The sequence below is a fragment of the Streptococcus sp. 27098_8_75 genome (assembly GCF_041432475.1).
GTDB lineage: Bacteria > Bacillota > Bacilli > Lactobacillales > Streptococcaceae > Streptococcus > Streptococcus gordonii.
The window spans coordinates 43,885-61,594 of record NZ_JAPVZR010000004.1 but is presented as its reverse complement, the minus strand read 5'-3'; the positions used below and the strand labels follow the sequence as shown (position 1 = coordinate 61,594).

19 protein-coding genes are annotated in these 17,710 nt (G+C 42.6%); 5 read left to right on the top strand and 14 right to left on the bottom strand.

Annotated elements, in window-relative coordinates:
• Positions 1–135 precede the first annotated feature (135 nt).
• The 14 genes from groL to pepA all read right to left on the bottom strand — a co-directional run bounded on the left by groL (position 136) and on the right by pepA (position 14,159).
• Positions 136–1,758 carry a chaperonin GroEL gene (groL, locus tag O3640_RS07345; protein WP_008810028.1) on the bottom strand — a complete coding sequence of 541 codons (1,623 nt, stop codon included), beginning with the start codon at positions 1,756–1,758 and terminating at the stop codon, positions 136–138.
• Between the two features lie 22 nt (positions 1,759–1,780).
• A complete protein-coding gene (gene groES / locus O3640_RS07340; protein WP_020992701.1) occupies positions 1,781–2,062 on the bottom strand; it encodes a co-chaperone GroES in 282 nt (93 codons plus the stop codon).
• Between the two features lie 159 nt (positions 2,063–2,221).
• Positions 2,222–3,025: an ABC transporter ATP-binding protein gene (locus tag O3640_RS07335; RefSeq protein WP_008810030.1), complete on the bottom strand. Its 804-nt coding sequence runs from the start codon at positions 3,023–3,025 to the stop codon at positions 2,222–2,224.
• Complete coding sequence (locus O3640_RS07330) at positions 3,025–4,998, bottom strand: ABC transporter substrate binding protein (protein ID WP_223344578.1); 1,974 nt, start codon at positions 4,996–4,998, stop codon at positions 3,025–3,027. Before O3640_RS07330 ends, O3640_RS07335 begins: the two co-directional genes overlap by 1 nt.
• 403 nt (positions 4,999–5,401) lie before the next feature.
• Complete coding sequence (locus tag O3640_RS07325; RefSeq protein ID WP_012130909.1) at positions 5,402–5,692, bottom strand: hypothetical protein; 291 nt, start codon at positions 5,690–5,692, stop codon at positions 5,402–5,404.
• Between the two features lie 11 nt (positions 5,693–5,703).
• The gene (locus tag O3640_RS07320; RefSeq protein WP_048777245.1) at positions 5,704–6,534 is read right to left on the bottom strand and encodes a PTS system mannose/fructose/sorbose family transporter subunit IID; all 831 of its coding nucleotides are present in this window, start codon (positions 6,532–6,534) and stop codon (positions 5,704–5,706) included.
• A 1-nt stretch (position 6,535) separates the two neighbouring features.
• Positions 6,536–7,387 (bottom strand): PTS sugar transporter subunit IIC, encoded by an 852-nt coding sequence (locus tag O3640_RS07315; RefSeq protein ID WP_008810034.1) that lies wholly within the window; start codon positions 7,385–7,387, stop codon positions 6,536–6,538.
• A gap of 30 nt (positions 7,388–7,417) precedes the next feature.
• Complete coding sequence (locus tag O3640_RS07310) at positions 7,418–7,912, bottom strand: PTS sugar transporter subunit IIB (RefSeq protein WP_008810035.1); 495 nt, start codon at positions 7,910–7,912, stop codon at positions 7,418–7,420.
• Between the two features lie 20 nt (positions 7,913–7,932).
• On the bottom strand, positions 7,933–8,370 hold the full coding sequence (locus O3640_RS07305; RefSeq protein ID WP_008810036.1) for a PTS sugar transporter subunit IIA: 438 nt from the start codon (positions 8,368–8,370) through the stop codon (positions 7,933–7,935).
• 216 nt (positions 8,371–8,586) lie between these two features.
• Entirely contained in the window at positions 8,587–9,870 is a 1,284-nt protein-coding gene (locus O3640_RS07300) for an ABC transporter substrate-binding protein (RefSeq protein WP_223344579.1), read from the bottom strand.
• The gene (locus O3640_RS07295) at positions 9,867–10,550 is read right to left on the bottom strand and encodes a response regulator transcription factor (protein WP_012130913.1); all 684 of its coding nucleotides are present in this window, start codon (positions 10,548–10,550) and stop codon (positions 9,867–9,869) included. Before O3640_RS07295 ends, O3640_RS07300 begins: the two co-directional genes overlap by 4 nt.
• Positions 10,543–11,859, bottom strand: a complete 1,317-nt coding sequence (locus tag O3640_RS07290; protein WP_223344581.1) for a sensor histidine kinase — start codon at positions 11,857–11,859, stop codon at positions 10,543–10,545. Before O3640_RS07290 ends, O3640_RS07295 begins: the two co-directional genes overlap by 8 nt.
• Positions 11,859–12,812 (bottom strand): sugar ABC transporter substrate-binding protein, encoded by a 954-nt coding sequence (locus tag O3640_RS07285; protein ID WP_371586812.1) that lies wholly within the window; start codon positions 12,810–12,812, stop codon positions 11,859–11,861. The genes O3640_RS07290 and O3640_RS07285 overlap by 1 nt, the downstream gene beginning before the upstream one ends.
• Before the next feature lie 279 nt (positions 12,813–13,091).
• Positions 13,092–14,159: a glutamyl aminopeptidase gene (pepA, locus tag O3640_RS07280; protein ID WP_223344584.1), complete on the bottom strand. Its 1,068-nt coding sequence runs from the start codon at positions 14,157–14,159 to the stop codon at positions 13,092–13,094.
• A 180-nt stretch (positions 14,160–14,339) separates the two neighbouring features.
• On the opposite strand from pepA, the gene O3640_RS07275 reads away from it, so the two are divergent.
• From O3640_RS07275 to O3640_RS07255, 5 genes are all read left to right on the top strand, one after another.
• A complete protein-coding gene (locus tag O3640_RS07275; RefSeq protein WP_111724166.1) occupies positions 14,340–14,624 on the top strand; it encodes a DUF4651 domain-containing protein in 285 nt (94 codons plus the stop codon).
• Entirely contained in the window at positions 14,624–14,941 is a 318-nt protein-coding gene (locus tag O3640_RS07270) for a thioredoxin family protein (RefSeq protein ID WP_061597042.1), read from the top strand. The genes O3640_RS07275 and O3640_RS07270 overlap by 1 nt, the downstream gene beginning before the upstream one ends.
• Before the next feature lie 16 nt (positions 14,942–14,957).
• Positions 14,958–15,584 (top strand): YtpR family tRNA-binding protein, encoded by a 627-nt coding sequence (ytpR, locus tag O3640_RS07265; RefSeq protein ID WP_125365562.1) that lies wholly within the window; start codon positions 14,958–14,960, stop codon positions 15,582–15,584.
• A 62-nt stretch (positions 15,585–15,646) separates the two neighbouring features.
• Positions 15,647–16,042, top strand: a complete 396-nt coding sequence (locus tag O3640_RS07260) for a single-stranded DNA-binding protein (protein WP_012130920.1) — start codon at positions 15,647–15,649, stop codon at positions 16,040–16,042.
• A 178-nt stretch (positions 16,043–16,220) separates the two neighbouring features.
• Positions 16,221–17,705 (top strand): DUF1846 domain-containing protein, encoded by a 1,485-nt coding sequence (locus tag O3640_RS07255; RefSeq protein WP_223344608.1) that lies wholly within the window; start codon positions 16,221–16,223, stop codon positions 17,703–17,705.
• Positions 17,706–17,710 lie beyond the last annotated feature (5 nt).

Here is a 17,710-nt window from a genome sequence, read left to right as displayed (position 1 = left end):
TTTTCTCCTTTTTCTATCGTTATTTTATCATATAGGAAGCCTGAGCTCAAATCTTCAAGGAAATAATTATGTTTCAACAGTAAAAAAAGAGGAAAAATCTTTCCTCCTTTTGTTATTTAAGCTTTTAGCTAATGACTACATCATGCCACCCATCATGCTTGGATCCATGGCTGGTGCTGGACTAGCTGGCTCTGGCTGATTCGCTACCACTGCTTCGGTAGTCAAGATCAGGCTAGCAACAGAAGCTGCATTTTGCAAGGCTGAACGAGTCACCTTGACTGGGTCAATGATTCCAGCCTCAATCATGTTAACCCATTCACCAGTCGCTGCATTGAAACCTGTACCAGCTTCAGAGTTTTTCAAACGGTCAATGACGATTGAACCTTCAAAGCCTGCATTGAGAGCGATTTGGCGAACTGGCTCTTCCAAGGCACGAAGTACAATATTACGACCAGTAGCTTCATCTCCTGTTAATTCGAGAGCAGCAACTGCATCTAAAACGCTAACAAAGGCTGTACCGCCACCGGATACAATTCCTTCTTCTACAGCGGCACGGGTTGCGTTAAGGGCATCTTCAATGCGGAGTTTCATTTCCTTGAGTTCTGTTTCGGTTGCAGCTCCAACCTTAATCACAGCTACACCACCAGACAATTTAGCCAAACGTTCTTGCAGTTTTTCCTTGTCAAATTCTGAAGTTGCACTTTCAATTTGAGACTTAATAACAGCTACACGGTTAGCAATAGCTTCTGGATTGCCAGAACCTTCGACAATCACGGTGCTGTCCTTGTCAACAGTGACTTTAGATGCTTGTCCAAGTGCTTCAATAGTCGCATCCTTGAGGTCCAAACCAAGATCTTCTGTAATGACTGTTCCACCTGTCAAGATGGCAATATCTTCCAACATAGCCTTACGACGATCACCAAAACCTGGTGCTTTAACAGCAACAACGTTGAAAGTTCCACGAATCTTGTTAAGAACCAGTGTTGGCAAGGCTTCGCCATCCACATCATCTGCAATGATCAAAAGCGGACGGTTGGTTTTCAAGATGCTTTCCAACAATGGCAGGATTTCTTGAATGTTAGAAATTTTCTTGTCTGTAATCAAAATATAAGGATTGTCCAGATCAGCCACCATTTTTTCACTATCTGTCACCATGTATTGAGACAAGTAGCCACGGTCAAACTGCATTCCTTCTACAACATCCAGCTCAGTTTCCATCCCTTTGGACTCTTCGATAGTGATAACTCCGTCGTTGCCAACTTTTTCCATAGCCTCAGAAATGTATTCACCGACTTTCTCACTACGAGAAGAAACGGCAGCAACCTGAGCGATCGCTTCCTTGTTAGAAACTGGAATAGCAGTTTCTTTCAGAGCGCTGACAGCTGTTGCAACAGCTGCTTCAATCCCACGACGGATACCGATTGGATTGGCTCCGGCAGTTACGTTTTTGATTCCTTCGCGGACGATAGCCTGCGTTAAAACAGTTGCTGTTGTTGTTCCGTCACCTGCGATATCGTTGGTTTTGGAAGCAACTTCTGACACCAACTTAGCACCCATATTTTCAAAGTGGTCTTCCAATTCAATTTCTTTAGCGATGGTCACACCGTCATTGGTGATAAGGGGAGAGCCAAAAGATTTTTCCAAAACAACATTGCGACCTTTAGGTCCCAAGGTTACTTTGACTGTATCTGCTAAAATATCGACTCCGCGTACCATTGCACTTCTTGCATCAGCTGAAAATTTAATGTCTTTTGCCATTTTTTATCCCTCTTTTCTAATCTTACTCAACTATTGCTAGAATATTGGCTTCGCTGACTAGAAGGTGGGTTTCTTCACCGTCTTTCACTTCTACTCCTGCGTGGCTTTCAACAAGAACCTTGTCTCCAGCTTTGACAGATGGTGCTACCAATTCACCAGTCAGCGTACGAACTCCTTGGCCAACCGCTACAACTGTGGCTGTCTTAGTCGCTGCATGACTGTTACCTGCAATAACAAAACCGCCAACTTTCTCTTCTTTTTCTTCTATTTTTAGGACCACTCGGTCACCTAATGGTTTTAACATAGTATCCCTCCTGAGATTGAATTTTAGCACTCTCGTCTATCAAGTGCTAATCTATAGTTATTATTTTATCACTTGATCAAAAATAGTCAAGAAAAAAATACTATTTTTCTTCAAAGAACTTAAAAAAACTGATCAGAAAAACCAATCAGTTTTTTTGTCTTACCCTAGGACTAGAGCATCATCATTCAGTACTTGACCACTGTTTTTATGGAAGAGATCCATGAGCTGAGCTACCGTTAGATTTTCCTTTTCTTCACCCTTCACATCCACGACAATCTTCCCATGATAGAGCATAATCAAGCGATTACCATACTCAATGGCGTGTTCCATGTTATGAGTGACCATGAGGGTTGTTAGTTTCTGCTCTTCTACTACTTTTTTCGTTAAGTTCATCACCATATCACTTGTTTTAGGATCGAGAGCTGCGGTATGTTCGTCCAGCAAGAGAACCTTAGGTCGAACTAGGGTCGCCATCGAAAGAGTCAAAGCCTGTCTTTGACCACCAGACAAGAAATTAGCATCCGTCTTCATCCTATTTTCGAGACCTAGGCCGAGATGTTCCAGTGCACCCTTAAAGATTTGGCGTTCTTCTTCCGTAATTGAGCGTTTGAAAAAACTCCGCTTCTTCCCACGACGGTAGGCAATGGCCATGTTTTCTTCTATCGTTAAATTGGTGGCTGTCCCCATCCGCGGGTCTTGAAAAACTCGACTAATACTTTTCGATCGATCAGCTACTGAAGACTTTCTAATAGACTGACCATCAAGCAAGATATCTCCATCATCAATCTCTACGACACCTGCGATAGAGTTCATCAAGGTTGATTTCCCTGCTCCATTCCCACCAATTACGGAAATAAAGTCTCCCTGTTCGATTTCGAGATCCAAGCCTCGGAGAACAGGATTCTCATTGATTGTTCCTTTTTCAAAGGTCTTATGAATATTGGTTAATGTTAATAAAGGCATTAGCTGTCACCTCCTGGTGTTAAGGTTTTGTTTGCTTTAATCTGCAATTTTTGACGAATTTCTGGAACGTAAAGAATGAGAGCAAGAAGAATAGCTGAGGCTAATTTAAGCATTTGAGCATCCACATTCATAGCCAGAATAACTACTAGAACTAAACGATATAGGATGGATCCGACCACAATGGACCAGAGACGTTTTCCAAGCGGAAGGTATTTAACAATGACTTCGGCCAAGATAATCGATGCTAAGCCGTTTACAATGGTTCCTGTTCCCATATTCATATCCGCGTAGCCATTATTTTGAGCTAAAAGGGAACCAGCAAGAGCGATTAGACCATTTGAAAGCATATAACCTAAAATTTTGATACGGTCAACTTTAATTCCATTGGCTGCCCCCATAGTCAAATTATCTCCGGTCGCCCGCAAAGCTAAGCCAAGCTGGGTATTGAGTAGGACAATTAAAAGTAAGATAACAAAGGCAACGAAAGCAAGCCCTAATACAATGACAGAAGCAGTCTTGGATAGACTAAGTAAACTTGTCATCATAGTTACCAGGGTCTTTTGCCCAGAAAGAGAAAGATTAGAACTTCCTAGTACAAGTAAGTTAACAGAGTAAAGGGCAGTCAGGGTGATAATCCCAGTCAGAAGAGCTGGAATCTTCATCTTGGTATGTAGAAAACCAGACACTGCCCCCGCCAGCATTCCAGCAATGAAACCGCCAATGGTGGCTAGAAGAGGATTCAGGCCTTTCATAATTAAAATGGCTGTAGTTGCTGCACCAAGTGGGAAGGATCCTTCTGCAGTCAGGTCTGCAATATCTAAAATCCGGAAGGTAATGAAGACTCCAATAGCCATAATAGACCAGAGCAAACCTTGAGATAGAGCGGAGAGTACAATATCTAGAAGACCACCAGATGAACCAGACGGCTTAGATTTAGAAAGAGAATTCACTTTCAGATTCGCAGTATTTTTAGTAGAAGCGCTTTTCTGAGTTGTTTTTTTTGCTTGAGCATTTGCCTGCTCCTCCTGCTCAATGGCACTGATGTCGATTCCTAGAAGCTGAGCCATTTCTTTATTAGCGACTGCCTTTAGCGTCTCAGGATCTTCGGCTGAAATATCATCGACCTTTTCTCCATTCATAATTCGAATAGCCATTTTAGCAGTTTGGCGACCCAAAGCTTCAAAATCAGCCCCGTAGGTAAAGAGCACCCCATCATCTACCACGTCAACAGAACCTCCCACTACGGGCACCTTCATTTCTTTAGATAAGTCTGTCACCAAGGTGATCGCTGAAACGATGGTATTATCAGCGGGGATAAAGAGTGCTTCCGTCTGACTCATCAGGCTTTTTGTAGTATCTTGCACATCATTAGTGGAGGAAATCCCCTTGACAACTGTCTCAATACCAGCTTCTTTAAACGCTGCTTCTGCCTCTTGCACCTGAATCTCTGAATTTCGTTCATTAGTCGTATACATAATCCCAACTTTTTTCAGATTGGGCATGACTTTTTTCAGTAGAGCCACTTGTTTCTTTGCAGAAACTCGGTCACTGGTACCAGTTGCTAGACCGCCAACCTTGTCCATAGACTTCACGAGCTTTGCAGAGACAGGATCTGTAATCGCCGTAAAGAGAATAGGGGTATCAGTCGATAGATTAACTAATGATTGGGCTGCTGGTGTTGCAATCCCTAGAACCAAGTCATTCTTAGAAAGTAGGCTCGTAGAAATCGTTTGGAGATTGGACTGGTCCCCTTGGGCATTCTGGTAGTCAATCTTGATATTCTTACCATCAATATACCCTTGGTCTTTCAACTCATTCTCAAAGCCTTTTCGAGCAGCTGTCAGGGACTCGTGCTCCACGTATTGAAGAATCCCGATGTGGACCTGTTTTTCCGACTTCTTTGAAGAACTGCATCCTGCTACAAGAAGTAGGGCCATCGCCAAACTAACCAAGGAAAGTAGTGTTTTTTTCATATCATGCTCCTTAACTTTTTTCAAAAACAAAAAGCCAATTAGATTACATTCTAACTGGCTTTTAAGTGCTGATATAGATGAGATCAATCATCCACTTTTATCCAGTCAGTTAGAAAAGATATCTAATCAGCTGGATTCATCATAAAATGCTTTAGCTTCATAGATACAAACGGGGGAACGTTTGTATCCTTTCGGCTACAAACGTCTATCTAAAGAAACTAAAGTAAAAGTAGGTATTTAATTTAATTGTCTGTGATGACGTTTGTTTAACCATTTTATTTCTCCTTGTTTTTATTGTTTAATACTATACCCTTAATTTCATACAATGTCAAGACTTTTTTAGAAAATTTCTGAAAATTTTTAATAATCAACCCCCGATAATCTTTTATCAGGGGCATCTAGCTTAATATTTTATTTGGATTTTAGCTTCAAAATCATCAATGACTTTTTGAAGATTGAGTCGGCCTTTGTAGATACCATAACCAAATACTAACATGGCAAGAATGCCTATCACTGCTAGGATAATTCCAACAATGAAAAGAATCATATTGGTTTGGCGGAAGAAATAAATCAGAACAAGACCGATACTCGCAATGGTAAAGAAGAGACTAAACCAACGTCCTAGATTTTCAATCATATGTTTTTGATAGTGAATTTCTGTTTCATAGCCTTGAATCAATTCTTGTTCTGTCATGATTTCTCCTTTTAATATTTCAAACCTGGATTAAAGAAGCCAAGTAATACACCAATAAATGCAACAACTACAAGAAGCAGCATCACTTTGATTGGAGATAGATTTTTCTTAGCCATTAACCACCAGCAAAAGACGATAAATAATGCAGTCAAAAGTCCAGGATAAACTCCGTCTAACTGATCTTGCAGAACCAAGAATGCTTTTCCAGATGAGTCTTTTAATTGGAAAGCCGTTTTAACAGGCACCCAAGTAGCTGCTACCGCACCAATAACCATACCACCAATGATAGATACAGATTTACGGATAGCTTGTCCTTGAGGACCAACAAGAAATTCAACCGCTTTGTCGCCCAGTTCATAGCCTTTAAAATAGGCAAATTTCATACCGAAGTAAGCTAGCAAGTTCCAGACAACGATATAGAAGATAGCACCTAGTGGAGATCCTCCGTTTGATAAGCCAAGGGCAATCCCCAAGATAATCGGGATCAGTGTCCCAACAATCAGCGAGTCTCCAATACCTGCAACAGGTCCCATCAAACCAGCACGAAGTCCATTGATTGTTTCATCATCCACTCCGTCAGCACCATTTGCACGCGCTTCTTCGAGCCCTGCTGTAATCCCGACAATCAAGGCACCTAGCTGAGGTTCAGTATTGAAGAAGGCTGTATAAGTATGCATTGCCTTTGCTTGATCTTCTTTTTTCGGATAAAGTTCTTCCACAATTGGTAGCATAGACGCAAGATAACCAAAAGTCTGCATGTGCTCTTGTGAGAAGCAGGTCAAGTTACCATAGTACCAATGATGGAAAGATTTTCCTAATGTTTTTTTCGTTAATTTTGCCATTTTAGATATCCTCCTCATCATCGTCATCAATCACGCCTGTACTTGCTACTGCTTGAGCTCTGACATTTTTAGCCATTTGAATTTCATAGAATAGAACAGCGAAAATCAATGAAATGACTGCACAAGAGACTAGATTTAATCCTAGAGAAGCTGCAAGAGTAAAACCGACAAAGAAAGGAATAAAGTCGACAGCTTTTTCAACAATTTGTTTTAACAAAATAGCGATTCCGACACATGGAAGGAGTGAGCCCACTGTAAAGAGGGTTTTCATTGGAATTCCATCCAAAGGAAGGGCTGATTTCAAAGCTGTAACTGCATCTGCCCCTAATTTACACATGATCAGAGTTGGCAAGAAGGAGAAGACAATGTGTGAAATCCATGGGAAGCCCCAGTCTACTGCGTACAAACGCTTAAATTCTCCTTTTTCGACTGCTTTCCAACCAATGTGTTGCCAGAGCAAGTTCATTGTAGCTGTACCATAAAATAGAACGGTACCAACTGTTCCTACTAAAGTTCCCATTGATTTAGCCAAGTTCGCCGCATCTGAAGAATCTAAGGCTAAGCCTTGTGTCGTAATAGCTACCATCGCTAGCGGAATACCGATATAAGAAACCGCACGAACGTCTGCTGAAACAGTACCACCAGGAGTAACCAGGGCAATATAAACCAATTGCATGGCAACCCCACAGACTATCCCTAGTTTAATATCCCCTAAGATAAGCCCTGAAACAAGTCCACCAACAAGCGGGCGTCCCAGAGTATAGTTACCAATTGATGTACCACCTAGACCAGGCATGGATGACAAACACGCAAACAATCCTAGCAAAGCGGCCTGTAACCAAGAAATTGTCATAATAAGCCTCCTTTAACGCTTATAGTATTATTAAAAACCAAATTTAGACTTGAAATCACTCCAGTAGCCGATGGAAACATCTGGCAACAATTGGAATTTCACCTTATAACCAGCCTTTTCAATTGCTTCAATTGCCTCTGCTTCTTCCTGAGTAATGGACTGATTATTTCCTAATTTCGTTGCTCCTGGGCGATCATTAGCAGGGCCGACGATAATTTCTTTGACATCAGCTGGAACAAAGCCTTGGTCTACTAAAATTTCTTTCATATCAATTGGATTCTTTGTGATTAAGAAATAGCGACTATCTGAATCCAAGACCTTTTGTGATTTTTCTTTGAAAGCTTCCTTAGTCCAAACAAAAGTTTTCTTATCTGAAGCAGCTTTATAAGCCTGTTTTAACACGGCATTCCCTGCAGCTGCATCATTGACCGCAATTAAGCCATCACAAGGATATTCCTTAGCCCAGCGAGTAACTGTCTGACCGTGGATCATGCGGTCATCAATCCGTACAAATGAAATTGTCATGATAAATCTCCTTTAAGTATTTAAATATCGTCGTCATCTTCTTCGTCGCTATCGGTTGCGACTTCGAATTCTTGAAGAGCTGCTGAAGCTTCTGAAAGAATGGTTCTAGCTAGTTCTTTGCCTTCTAACATATCTTTCATAACTAGCCCTGTTAAAGCCATAGTCAGGTTTAGACCACCTAGGACAACTGCTGTGTCTAGTTTCCCAAGTTCAGCCAAGACATTGCAGGCAGTAGTAAGAGGGCTTCCCCCAACAATATCTGCCAACACAAGAACCTGATCTTCCTCAGCTAAGCCCGCTAAAGCTTGGCGAAACTCCAAGGCAAAATCGTCTACTGACTTACCTGCTTTTAGACCAACAGCAATCACTTGATCTGTCTTGTCGCCGGCAAACATTCCCAAAGAACTTTGCACCCCTTCGGCCAAGCCACCGTGGCTGACCAATACAAGATATTTCATCTTTCCTGCCTCCTTACCCTTCTACCTCTTAGCCAATTCAGACTTTAAATGATGAAGGTTTCTTTATGACTTTATTGTACAAGATATGGAACCGGTTTCATATTGTCAAATGTCACGTAAGTCAGATGACATTTGTTAATAAGAATATGACAATTGTCATATTGGTCTAGTCAACTTTGTTTATTTTGTGATTGAAATGTAAAAAAAGAAAGCAGATTATTTTCCGCTTTCTATTTCCTTTTGAATACTAGGTAGGGAACTATCAATCTCTTGATTCTGCATCGCTTTTTGAATCAGATAGTCCATCCGCTCCATCGTATGTTGATCTACTTCTAGGCTGATATCAATGATAGAGCGATTCATCATGCGATCCAACCTCTCAGAAGTCAAAGAATCCAAGCCAAAATCATCTGCTTGTAGGATTGCTCTAGACTGCTGACTTTTCACTACAGATGGCAAGACCGAAGTCCCTTGAGATTTCTCAAATAGAGCCTGTTGGCTTTCTTTATCCTGCGACAACAAAAGCATAAATTCCCATGCCAGTTTTTCTTGACTGGTATTAGAAGACATGGCAAAGAGCGAGGTCTTGACCTGAGTTCCCATCACCTGATTGTTGGCTGTAGGCATTGGGATACAGGTCCAAGAAAAGCTAGAATATTTGGAAACATGATAAGGATAGGGTTTGTAGGTCCGATACTGGGCCAGACTCATAGGATAGAAGGCCACCCGTCCCTCATCAAAGTCATTAGAAGTCACCTTATAGTGCCGACTGAGCATATCTAATTTGCTCATAAAGGACAGGGCTTGGTGCATCTCTGAGCTGTCTACATTGATACCGGATTTATCGGTAAGATGGCCTCCATAAGCTACCAGAGCCTGCTGCCAAGTGTAATCTGTTATACCGTACTGATCCACCACACCATCGCCATTGGTGTCTTTGGTTACTTTCTTGCAAATCTCATAGAAATCCTCTAAAGTCCAGCCTGACTCAGGAATGCTAATTCCTTCTTTTTCAAGCAAGTCTTTATTGACACACATCATGATAGGATTGCTCTCAACAGGAAGAGCATAGCTGACTCCCTGATATTGCCCGGCTTCATAAGCCACCGGATAAAAGGCCCTTCGTTCATCATCCTTTAAGAGGGTATCCAAGGATTTAAGCGCGCCCGTCGAAGCCAACATGCTAAAATCGTTTTCTGGTACCATAAAGAGATCTGGTTGCTCGCCTTTCAGGACTTGCTCTGCCAGCCAGTCAGCATAATCATCCTTGGGAATCCCGCTTTCATAGACGACCTTGACATGAGGATGCGTCTTTTCATATTTTTTAATCAGGCTGTCCAAGACCCTGTTTTCGCGGCTGTTAGGTACATCCCAGCTGGAGCCAGCATAGACGCCGATACGCAGGACTTTTTCCTGAGCTGAAGCCCAAAATACAAAAGCTAGGGCAACAGATATGATCAGGACAACCAGCAGGGCCAAATGTCTCAATCTCCACTTCATTTGTCGCTTTCCTTACTAAAATCTCTCTGGGTGACTCCGGTCTGCACAGCCCAGATAGCCAGCTGGGTTCGGTCGCGCAAGTTGAGCTTGGCTAGGATACCTGACAGGTAATTACGAACTGTCCCTTCTGATAGAAAGAGCTTAGCTGCAATTTCTTTATTAGAAATCCCAAAGCCAATCTGCTGGATAATCTTCCACTCTGTCCGGCTCATATCCTCAACATTTTCCTCAGTCACCGTGATAGCAAAGTTGGACTGGGCCATCTGTGAAAAGATTTTGAAGACCTTGGTGGCAATATTGGGATTGATCATAGCTCCGCCTCGATAGACTGTCTGAATGGCTTCGTGAAGCTCTTCTGTCGAAACCCCTTTGAGAATATAACCAGACGCGCCGTATTTAAGAGCGGAGAAGATAAATTCATCGTCATCAAAGGTCGTCAGAATAATAATCTTAACATCTGGATACTGCTCCTTGACAGCCTTGGTACAGAGAACACCGTCCATGACTGGCATGCGAATGTCCATCAGAATCACATCTGGGCGTACCCGATGAAGCTTTTCCAGCACTTCCTTGCCGTCTCCAACTGTCCCGACCACCTCAATATCTGCGTGGGCTGACAGGATGATTTGCAGAGACTCGCGAATCAAGGCCTGATCGTCTGCTATTAAAACCTTAATCATGTCTTCCTCCTATTTTTGGGATTTCGATATGCGTGTAGAAACCGTCCCGATTTTCAAAGCGGACGCTTCCGCCAATAATCATTAGGCGCTCCTGCATCTGCTTGAGGCCATAGCCATAGTGGAGTTCATCAAAGCCAATACCATCATCCTGAATGGTCATTACATAAGCTTCTTCTTCCTCCAGTAGCTCAATCCAGATGGTCTTGGCATGGCCGTGGCGGACAGAGTTGGTAATAGACTCCTGAATCACCCGGAAGACAATGTCTTCCTTTGCAATATCCAAGTCAATATTATCCCATTCGTAGCGGAGATGAATCTCCAAATTGGAGATGGCTTCATACTCACGAATAATCTTAATCAGAGCTTCCTTCAAAGTGTTATTTTCCAGAGCTCCCGGCCGCATCTTATTGAGCGAGCCTCGGACATCACGGATACCATCCCGAACGACGACTGAAACATTATTGAGCTGCTCCTTAGCCCGATTGGTATCAATATCAACCAAGACCTTGACCGCATCAATACCCGCTGAAATTCCCGTTAGGGCATGGCCCAATGTATCGTGAATCTCTCTGGCAATCCGCTTCCGCTCTCGGTCTTCTGCTATCTTTTCGGACAAAGCTAGATATGAGTTCAACTCGCGATTGGCCTGAGAAGCCATGCGCAGCTCTTCCTCAATCCGATGACGCTCTGTAATAGCCGACAAGATATAGAAGAGCAAGGAAATCATAAAGACAACGATATTGAGGGAGTAGAGAAAGTTCTTACCAAAAAGCAGTAACAGACGAACGGACTCTGGGTAAAAACGAATATAAGTATCCAGCGAAGGTAGCTTGATAAAGAGCGACATGAGGTCATAGTTGGACAAGAGCAGCATGCCAAAGCTCAAAATAATGAAAGAAAACCAGTACTTCTTGTCTTTAGAAGCATTGAACTCTTTAGAGCCATAGAAAATATCCGCAAACACCAAAAGAATCAAGCCATTGTAAGATGAGTGCAAGACAGAAAAGATGACAAGCATGAGCAGGATTTCAATAATAGTCGCCTTGTCATAGACGGACAGCTGATTAGGGTGGCGCTCGCGATAGTACATGACCAAGAGCAGGCAGGCATACAAGCTAATTGATACCCAAAAAATCAAGCTGGGAGAGCCCGGAATGGCATCCAAACGCTCCAAGAGCGAGTGACTGAAGCCCTTAGCCGCTACATAGTTGGTCGCAAAGAGATAGATAGAGGCATTATAGACAATGGCAACCAGATTGATGACCATCAGGGCTATTTTGCTGTAAAATATACTTTTTTGAGGTCTCATTATTGCCACCCTGTAACTGTGTATTGACTAATATTATCCCTATTAACCAGATGAACTGGAATCAGATATTGGCTTTCGTAGGATTTCCCCTCCTGCATCAGCTCAATTACCTGTGCCACCTTGCGTCCCATCTGAATGGGCGATTGAGCTACAGTTCCCTCTATATCGCTTGTTGTAGCCAAAAAGTTTTTGATATCCGGCGAACCATCCACGCCATAAATAGAAAGCTTTCGGTTCAAGCCGTTATTTTTAATAGCCGCTAGGGCACCAATCGCTGCCCGATCATTGAGAGCCATGACCACATTAAAGTCCATTCCTTCATCTAAGGCACTTTTTACTTGAGGCATTGCTTCTTCAGTCTGTCCAAGCGTCTCTTTTTGGGAAATAATCTTGTACTGAGGTTGATTTTTTATTGTCTCTACAAAACCTCGAATACGGTCCATAGCAGAAACTGCATTTCGATGTTCTAGCAGAAGGATATTCGCAGCTGGCAAACGTTTCATCATATCTTTAGCAATTAAAACACCAGCTTGGTAATTATCTGAAACAATTGTCGTATCGACTGCCACTTCCTTGCTGACTGGCGTATCCACTACGATGATTTTAATCCCAGCTTTCTTGGCCTTCTGAAGAGAGGAAATGATACTTGGACTATTGCTTTTCACTGGATTAATCACAATGACATTTACCTTTTCTCGAACGAAAAAATCAATCTGTTGGCTCTGCTTGCCCTCATCCAATTCAGGATCCCTAACGTAAAGTCGGCTGCCCTGCTGGTTAGTTTTCTTCTCCAACTCCGCATTTAAGGTCTTGTAAAAGTCGTTATTCATGGTCATGTAGGTCACCCCAATCTTGACCTGTTTTGGATCCGGAAGGATCCCTTTAAAATACACAAAAGATAAAGCCATTACAAGTAGAACTAAGAGGGGCCACAAAGTATTTCTATAATGCATACGACTTCTTTGCATTTCTGTTTTCGCTATCATCCATACCCCAATCTTTCTAGTAGGCTACACTTATATACAGAATTATTATATTACAAAGCGAGAAAAAATCAAAATTACTCTAAAAAGCCAACTATCCTTTCATCGCTAAAATCAAAATTTTTCTATACTTCCAATCTAGTCTTCCCCACTAAAAGAGCCCCATGACCAAATAGAATCATGGAGCTTCAGGTAACTGCGGAGCGGTTTTATTGACTGATTGCAGTATCACAAAAGACAATTATCAGTTTAGTAATTTTTAATCAAATCGACTGTTGAACGATCTAACTTCTTCACAATTGCTTGCAAGAATGCCTGAGCTTGTAAGAAGTCATCCATTGCATAAAGTGTCTGATGGGAGTGGATATACCGAGCACAAACTCCGATAGTTGTAGATGGCACACCACCGTTTTGGAGATGGGCTGCACCAGCATCTGTTCCACCTTTTGCACAATAGTATTGGTACTTAATACCAGCTTCTTCAGCTGTAGTTAGCAGGAAGTCTTTCATATTAGGCAGCATGAGATGACCAGGGTCGAAGAAACGAATTAGCGTTCCGTCACCAATAGCACCTTGACCACCATATACATCACCAGCTGGAGAACAGTCTACAGCAAAGAACAATTCAGGCTCAAATTTAGTTGTTGAAGCGTGAGCTCCACGCAAACCAACTTCTTCTTGGACATTAGCACCGACATATAGCTCATTGCCTAAAGCTTGACCTGATAAGGCCTGAGCCAGTTCGCTGACCATGAGAACCCCGTAACGGTTATCCCAAGATTTGGAAATAACATTTTTACCATTAGCTGTTAAAATAGCTGAGCTATCTGGCACAATAGCATCTCCTGGACGAATTCCAAAACTTTCTGCTTCTTCCTTATTGGCAAATCCACCGTCGAAGACAATATCGCTTGCTTGTGGCAGGGTTGGTGTCCCACCAGCTCCACGTAGGAAATGAGGTGGAACAGAGCCAGAAATCACTGGAATTTCCCGACCTTCTCTAGTAAACAATTTGAAGCGCTGACTGCTGACTACAAGAGGATTCCAGCCACCGATTTCAACTACACGAAAAGTACCGTCTGCTTTAATCTCACTGACCAAGAAACCAACTTCATCCATATGAGAGGCCACTAAAACTCGAGGCGCATCTGCTAGGTTCGAATGCTTGATACCAAAGAGGCCACCCAAGCCATCCGTCACCATTTCATCCACATGCGGAGTCATTTTCTCCCGCAAATAAGTCCTTACAGGACCTTCATGAGCTGAGATTGCAGAAATCTCAGTTACTTCTTTGATTTTTGAAAATAAGTCTGTCATATTTACCTTCTTTCTGCCCCCTATTTTATCACTTTTTGGGAAAGATAGGTAGCAAAAGCCTAACTCTCTACAGGAGAAATATCCAAGTAAAAAAATTTCAGTTAAGTCCTCTCGCTTGTCAATTTTTTCTTTTCTATCTTGGCCATTGTTCCCCCTTCTTTTTTGTGTTAAAATATTGTCATGAAAGCTAAAAAAATCATTTTAACAACAGCTGCTCTTCTTGGAGCAGGAAGTCTTGCCTTGGGCGCGCGAAAAGTCGTCAAAGAACAACAGCTAGCCAAAAAGAGAGAAGAGATTATTCAACTGGTCCGTAGCTTCTTTGCTAGTCAAGGACAGATTGCCACGGTCTATGTGCAACTCTATGAGTCCAGCGAAGATACACTGGTTGGTGGAGTAGTCCTTGAAGATGACCGCCACTTTACCTTTGTCTACGAAAACGGCCAGCTAACTTATGAGGAAGAATGATGATTATTCCTGAAAATATAGAAGAATTGGCAACTTACGTTCAGTCAGAGGGGAGGACTGTCTTCTTTTTCACAGCAGACTGGTGTGGAGACTGTCGTTTCATCCAGCCCTCCCTACCAGAGATTGAGGCAAGGAATCCAAATTTCACCTTCATCCAAGTAGACCGCGATGCCTATCTCGATCTTGCTAAACGCTGGAATGTCTATGGGATTCCTAGTTTGGTTGTACTGGAAAAAGGACACGAAATAGGTCGGTTGGTCAATCGCAATCGAAAAACCAAGTCTGAAATCAATGATTTTTTAGCGTCATTAAACTAATCAAATGGAGAAAAGAATGATTTTTACTTATAACAAAGAATTTGTTGGCGATGTTTTGATGGTGATTGTTGCCAACAACGAAGATGCAAAACTTTCTGTTGAACGTAAAGGAAATGTTGCTCGTATTTTCCGACAAGATACAGCCGAAACCGTAGCTTGGAACATTTTCCAAGTATCAGATATTGTAGACATCCAACAAAGTGGCCAAATCTTTCTTACTGACGAAGAGGTTGCCCTGCTCAACCAAGAGTTGGCTAAAGAAGGCTTCTCTGAAACTCTGATCAATGATCTCCAACCGAAATTTGTCGTCGGCGAAATCGTCGAAATGATTGCTCATCCAGATAGCGACCACCTCAACATCTGTCAAGTACAGGTCGCAGAAGATGAGACTCTTCAAATCGTAGCCGGCGCCCCCAATGCTCGAGTAGGTCTCAAAACTATCGTTGCCCTTCCTGGCGCTATGATGCCTAAGGGGAACCTTATCTTCCCTGGTGAACTACGGGGTGAGAAAAGTTTTGGCATGATGTGCAGTCCACGTGAATTGCAATTACCAAACGCTCCTCAAAAACGGGGTATTATCGAATTAGCCGACTCTGAAGTTGTCGGAACTGCGTTTGATCCAGCAAAACATTGGCAGGGATAAAAAATCGTGATTTTCACGATTTTTTTCTTTCTCTTACGAATAAATAAGTAGGAGGAAATTACATGTACAATAAAGTCATTATTATCGGTCGCTTGACGGCCACACCAGAATTGCACAAAACAAGCAATGAAAAATCTGTCACACGCGCAACGATTGCTGTCAATCGCCGTTACAAGGATCAAAATGGTGAGCGCGAGGCAGACTTCATTAATATCGTCCTTTGGGGCAAATCAGCTGAGACTCTAGCTAGTTATGCCAGCAAAGGAAGCTTAATTTCTCTGGACGGCGAATTACGGACCCGTCGTTATGAGAAAGATGGCGTAACCCACTATGTCACAGAAGTGCTTGGTCATGGTTTCCAACTTCTTGAAAGTCGTGCCCAGCGTGCTATTCGTGAAAATAATTCTGGAGCCGATTTGGCTGACCTAGTCTTGGAAGAAGAGGAACTTCCTTTCTAAAACTCCCACTTTTCCTTTCTTTTCTACTAAGAACCTTGGCTGAAAAGCCTTGGTTTTTTTATTGTTCTATTTTAAAATTTTTCTTCTGATTGCTTGTTTTTATTTATATTCAAATACTACTTTTGCTCCCAAAAATGTCTCTTTTTTGTTATAATGCTTAGCAGAGGTAAAAATGAAAATGAAAAAAATTGCTTTTGATTCTGAACAATACTTAAACCTGCAGCGCGACCATATCTTGGAGCGCATTAATCAATTTGAGGGCAAACTTTACATGGAATTCGGTGGTAAAATGCTGGAAGACTTCCATGCTGCCCGTGTCCTGCCAGGCTATGAGCCGGACAATAAAATCAGACTGCTCAAAGAGCTCAAGGACCAAGTGGAGATTGTCATTGCTATCAACGCCAACAACATTGAGCACTCTAAGGCACGTGGTGATTTGGGCATTTCCTATGACCAGGAAGTGCTACGACTAATCGATACCTTTAACGAGCTAGATATTTATGTAGGCTCCGTGGTCATCACCCAGTATTCTGGCCAGCCAGCAGCTGACCTCTTCCGTAGCCAGCTGGAAAAGAATGGCATCGCATCCTACATCCACTACCCAATCAAGGGCTACCCGACCGACATGGACCATATCATCTCACCTGAAGGTATGGGGAAAAACGATTACATCAAAACCAGCCGTAATCTAGTCGTAGTGACCGCACCCGGTCCTGGTTCTGGTAAATTAGCTACTTGCCTATCCAATATGTATCATGACCAAATCAATGGCATCAAGTCAGGCTACGCCAAGTTTGAAACCTTCCCAGTTTGGAATCTGCCCCTGCACCATCCAGTCAATTTAGCTTATGAGGCAGCGACAGCAGACTTGGACGATGTCAACATGATCGATCCTTTCCACTTGCAAACCTACGGCGAAACCACTGTCAACTACAACCGTGATATCGAAATTTTCCCAGTCCTCAAGCGTATGCTGGAGCGCATCCTAGGCAAATCACCTTATGCTTCTCCAACGGACATGGGCGTCAACATGGTCGGCTTTGCTATTGTAGATAATGATGCAGCTATCGAGGCATCTCAGCAGGAAATCATCCGTCGCTACTACCAGACTATTCTGGACTTCAAGGCGGAGCGCGTTTCTGAATCTGCTATCAAGAAAATCGAGCTTTTGATGAACGATCTGGTCATCACACCGCTGGACCGTAAGGTAACAGTTGTAGCACGCGATAAGGCTGAAAGCACTGGCGAACCAGCTCTGGCCTTGGAATTGCCAAACGGTGAAATCGTAACTGGTAAAACCTCTGAACTCTTTGGCCCTACGGCTGCTGTATTGATTAATGCCATTAAGAAATTAGCCAATATTGCCAAAGAGACTAAGCTGATCGAGCCTGAGTATGTCAAGCCAATCCAAGGCTTAAAAATCAACCATCTGGGCAGCCGCAATCCGCGCCTCCACTCCAACGAAATCTTGATGGCTCTAGCAATCACAGCCATGGAAAATCAAGATGCAGCAAATGCTATGCAGCAACTCGGTAATCTCAAAGGTAGCGAGGCCCACTCCACTGTCACTCTGACTGATGAAGACAAAAACGTCCTGCGCAAACTAGGCATCCATGTGACCATGGACCCCGTTTACCAGTATGATCGACTTTATAGAAAATAAAAACA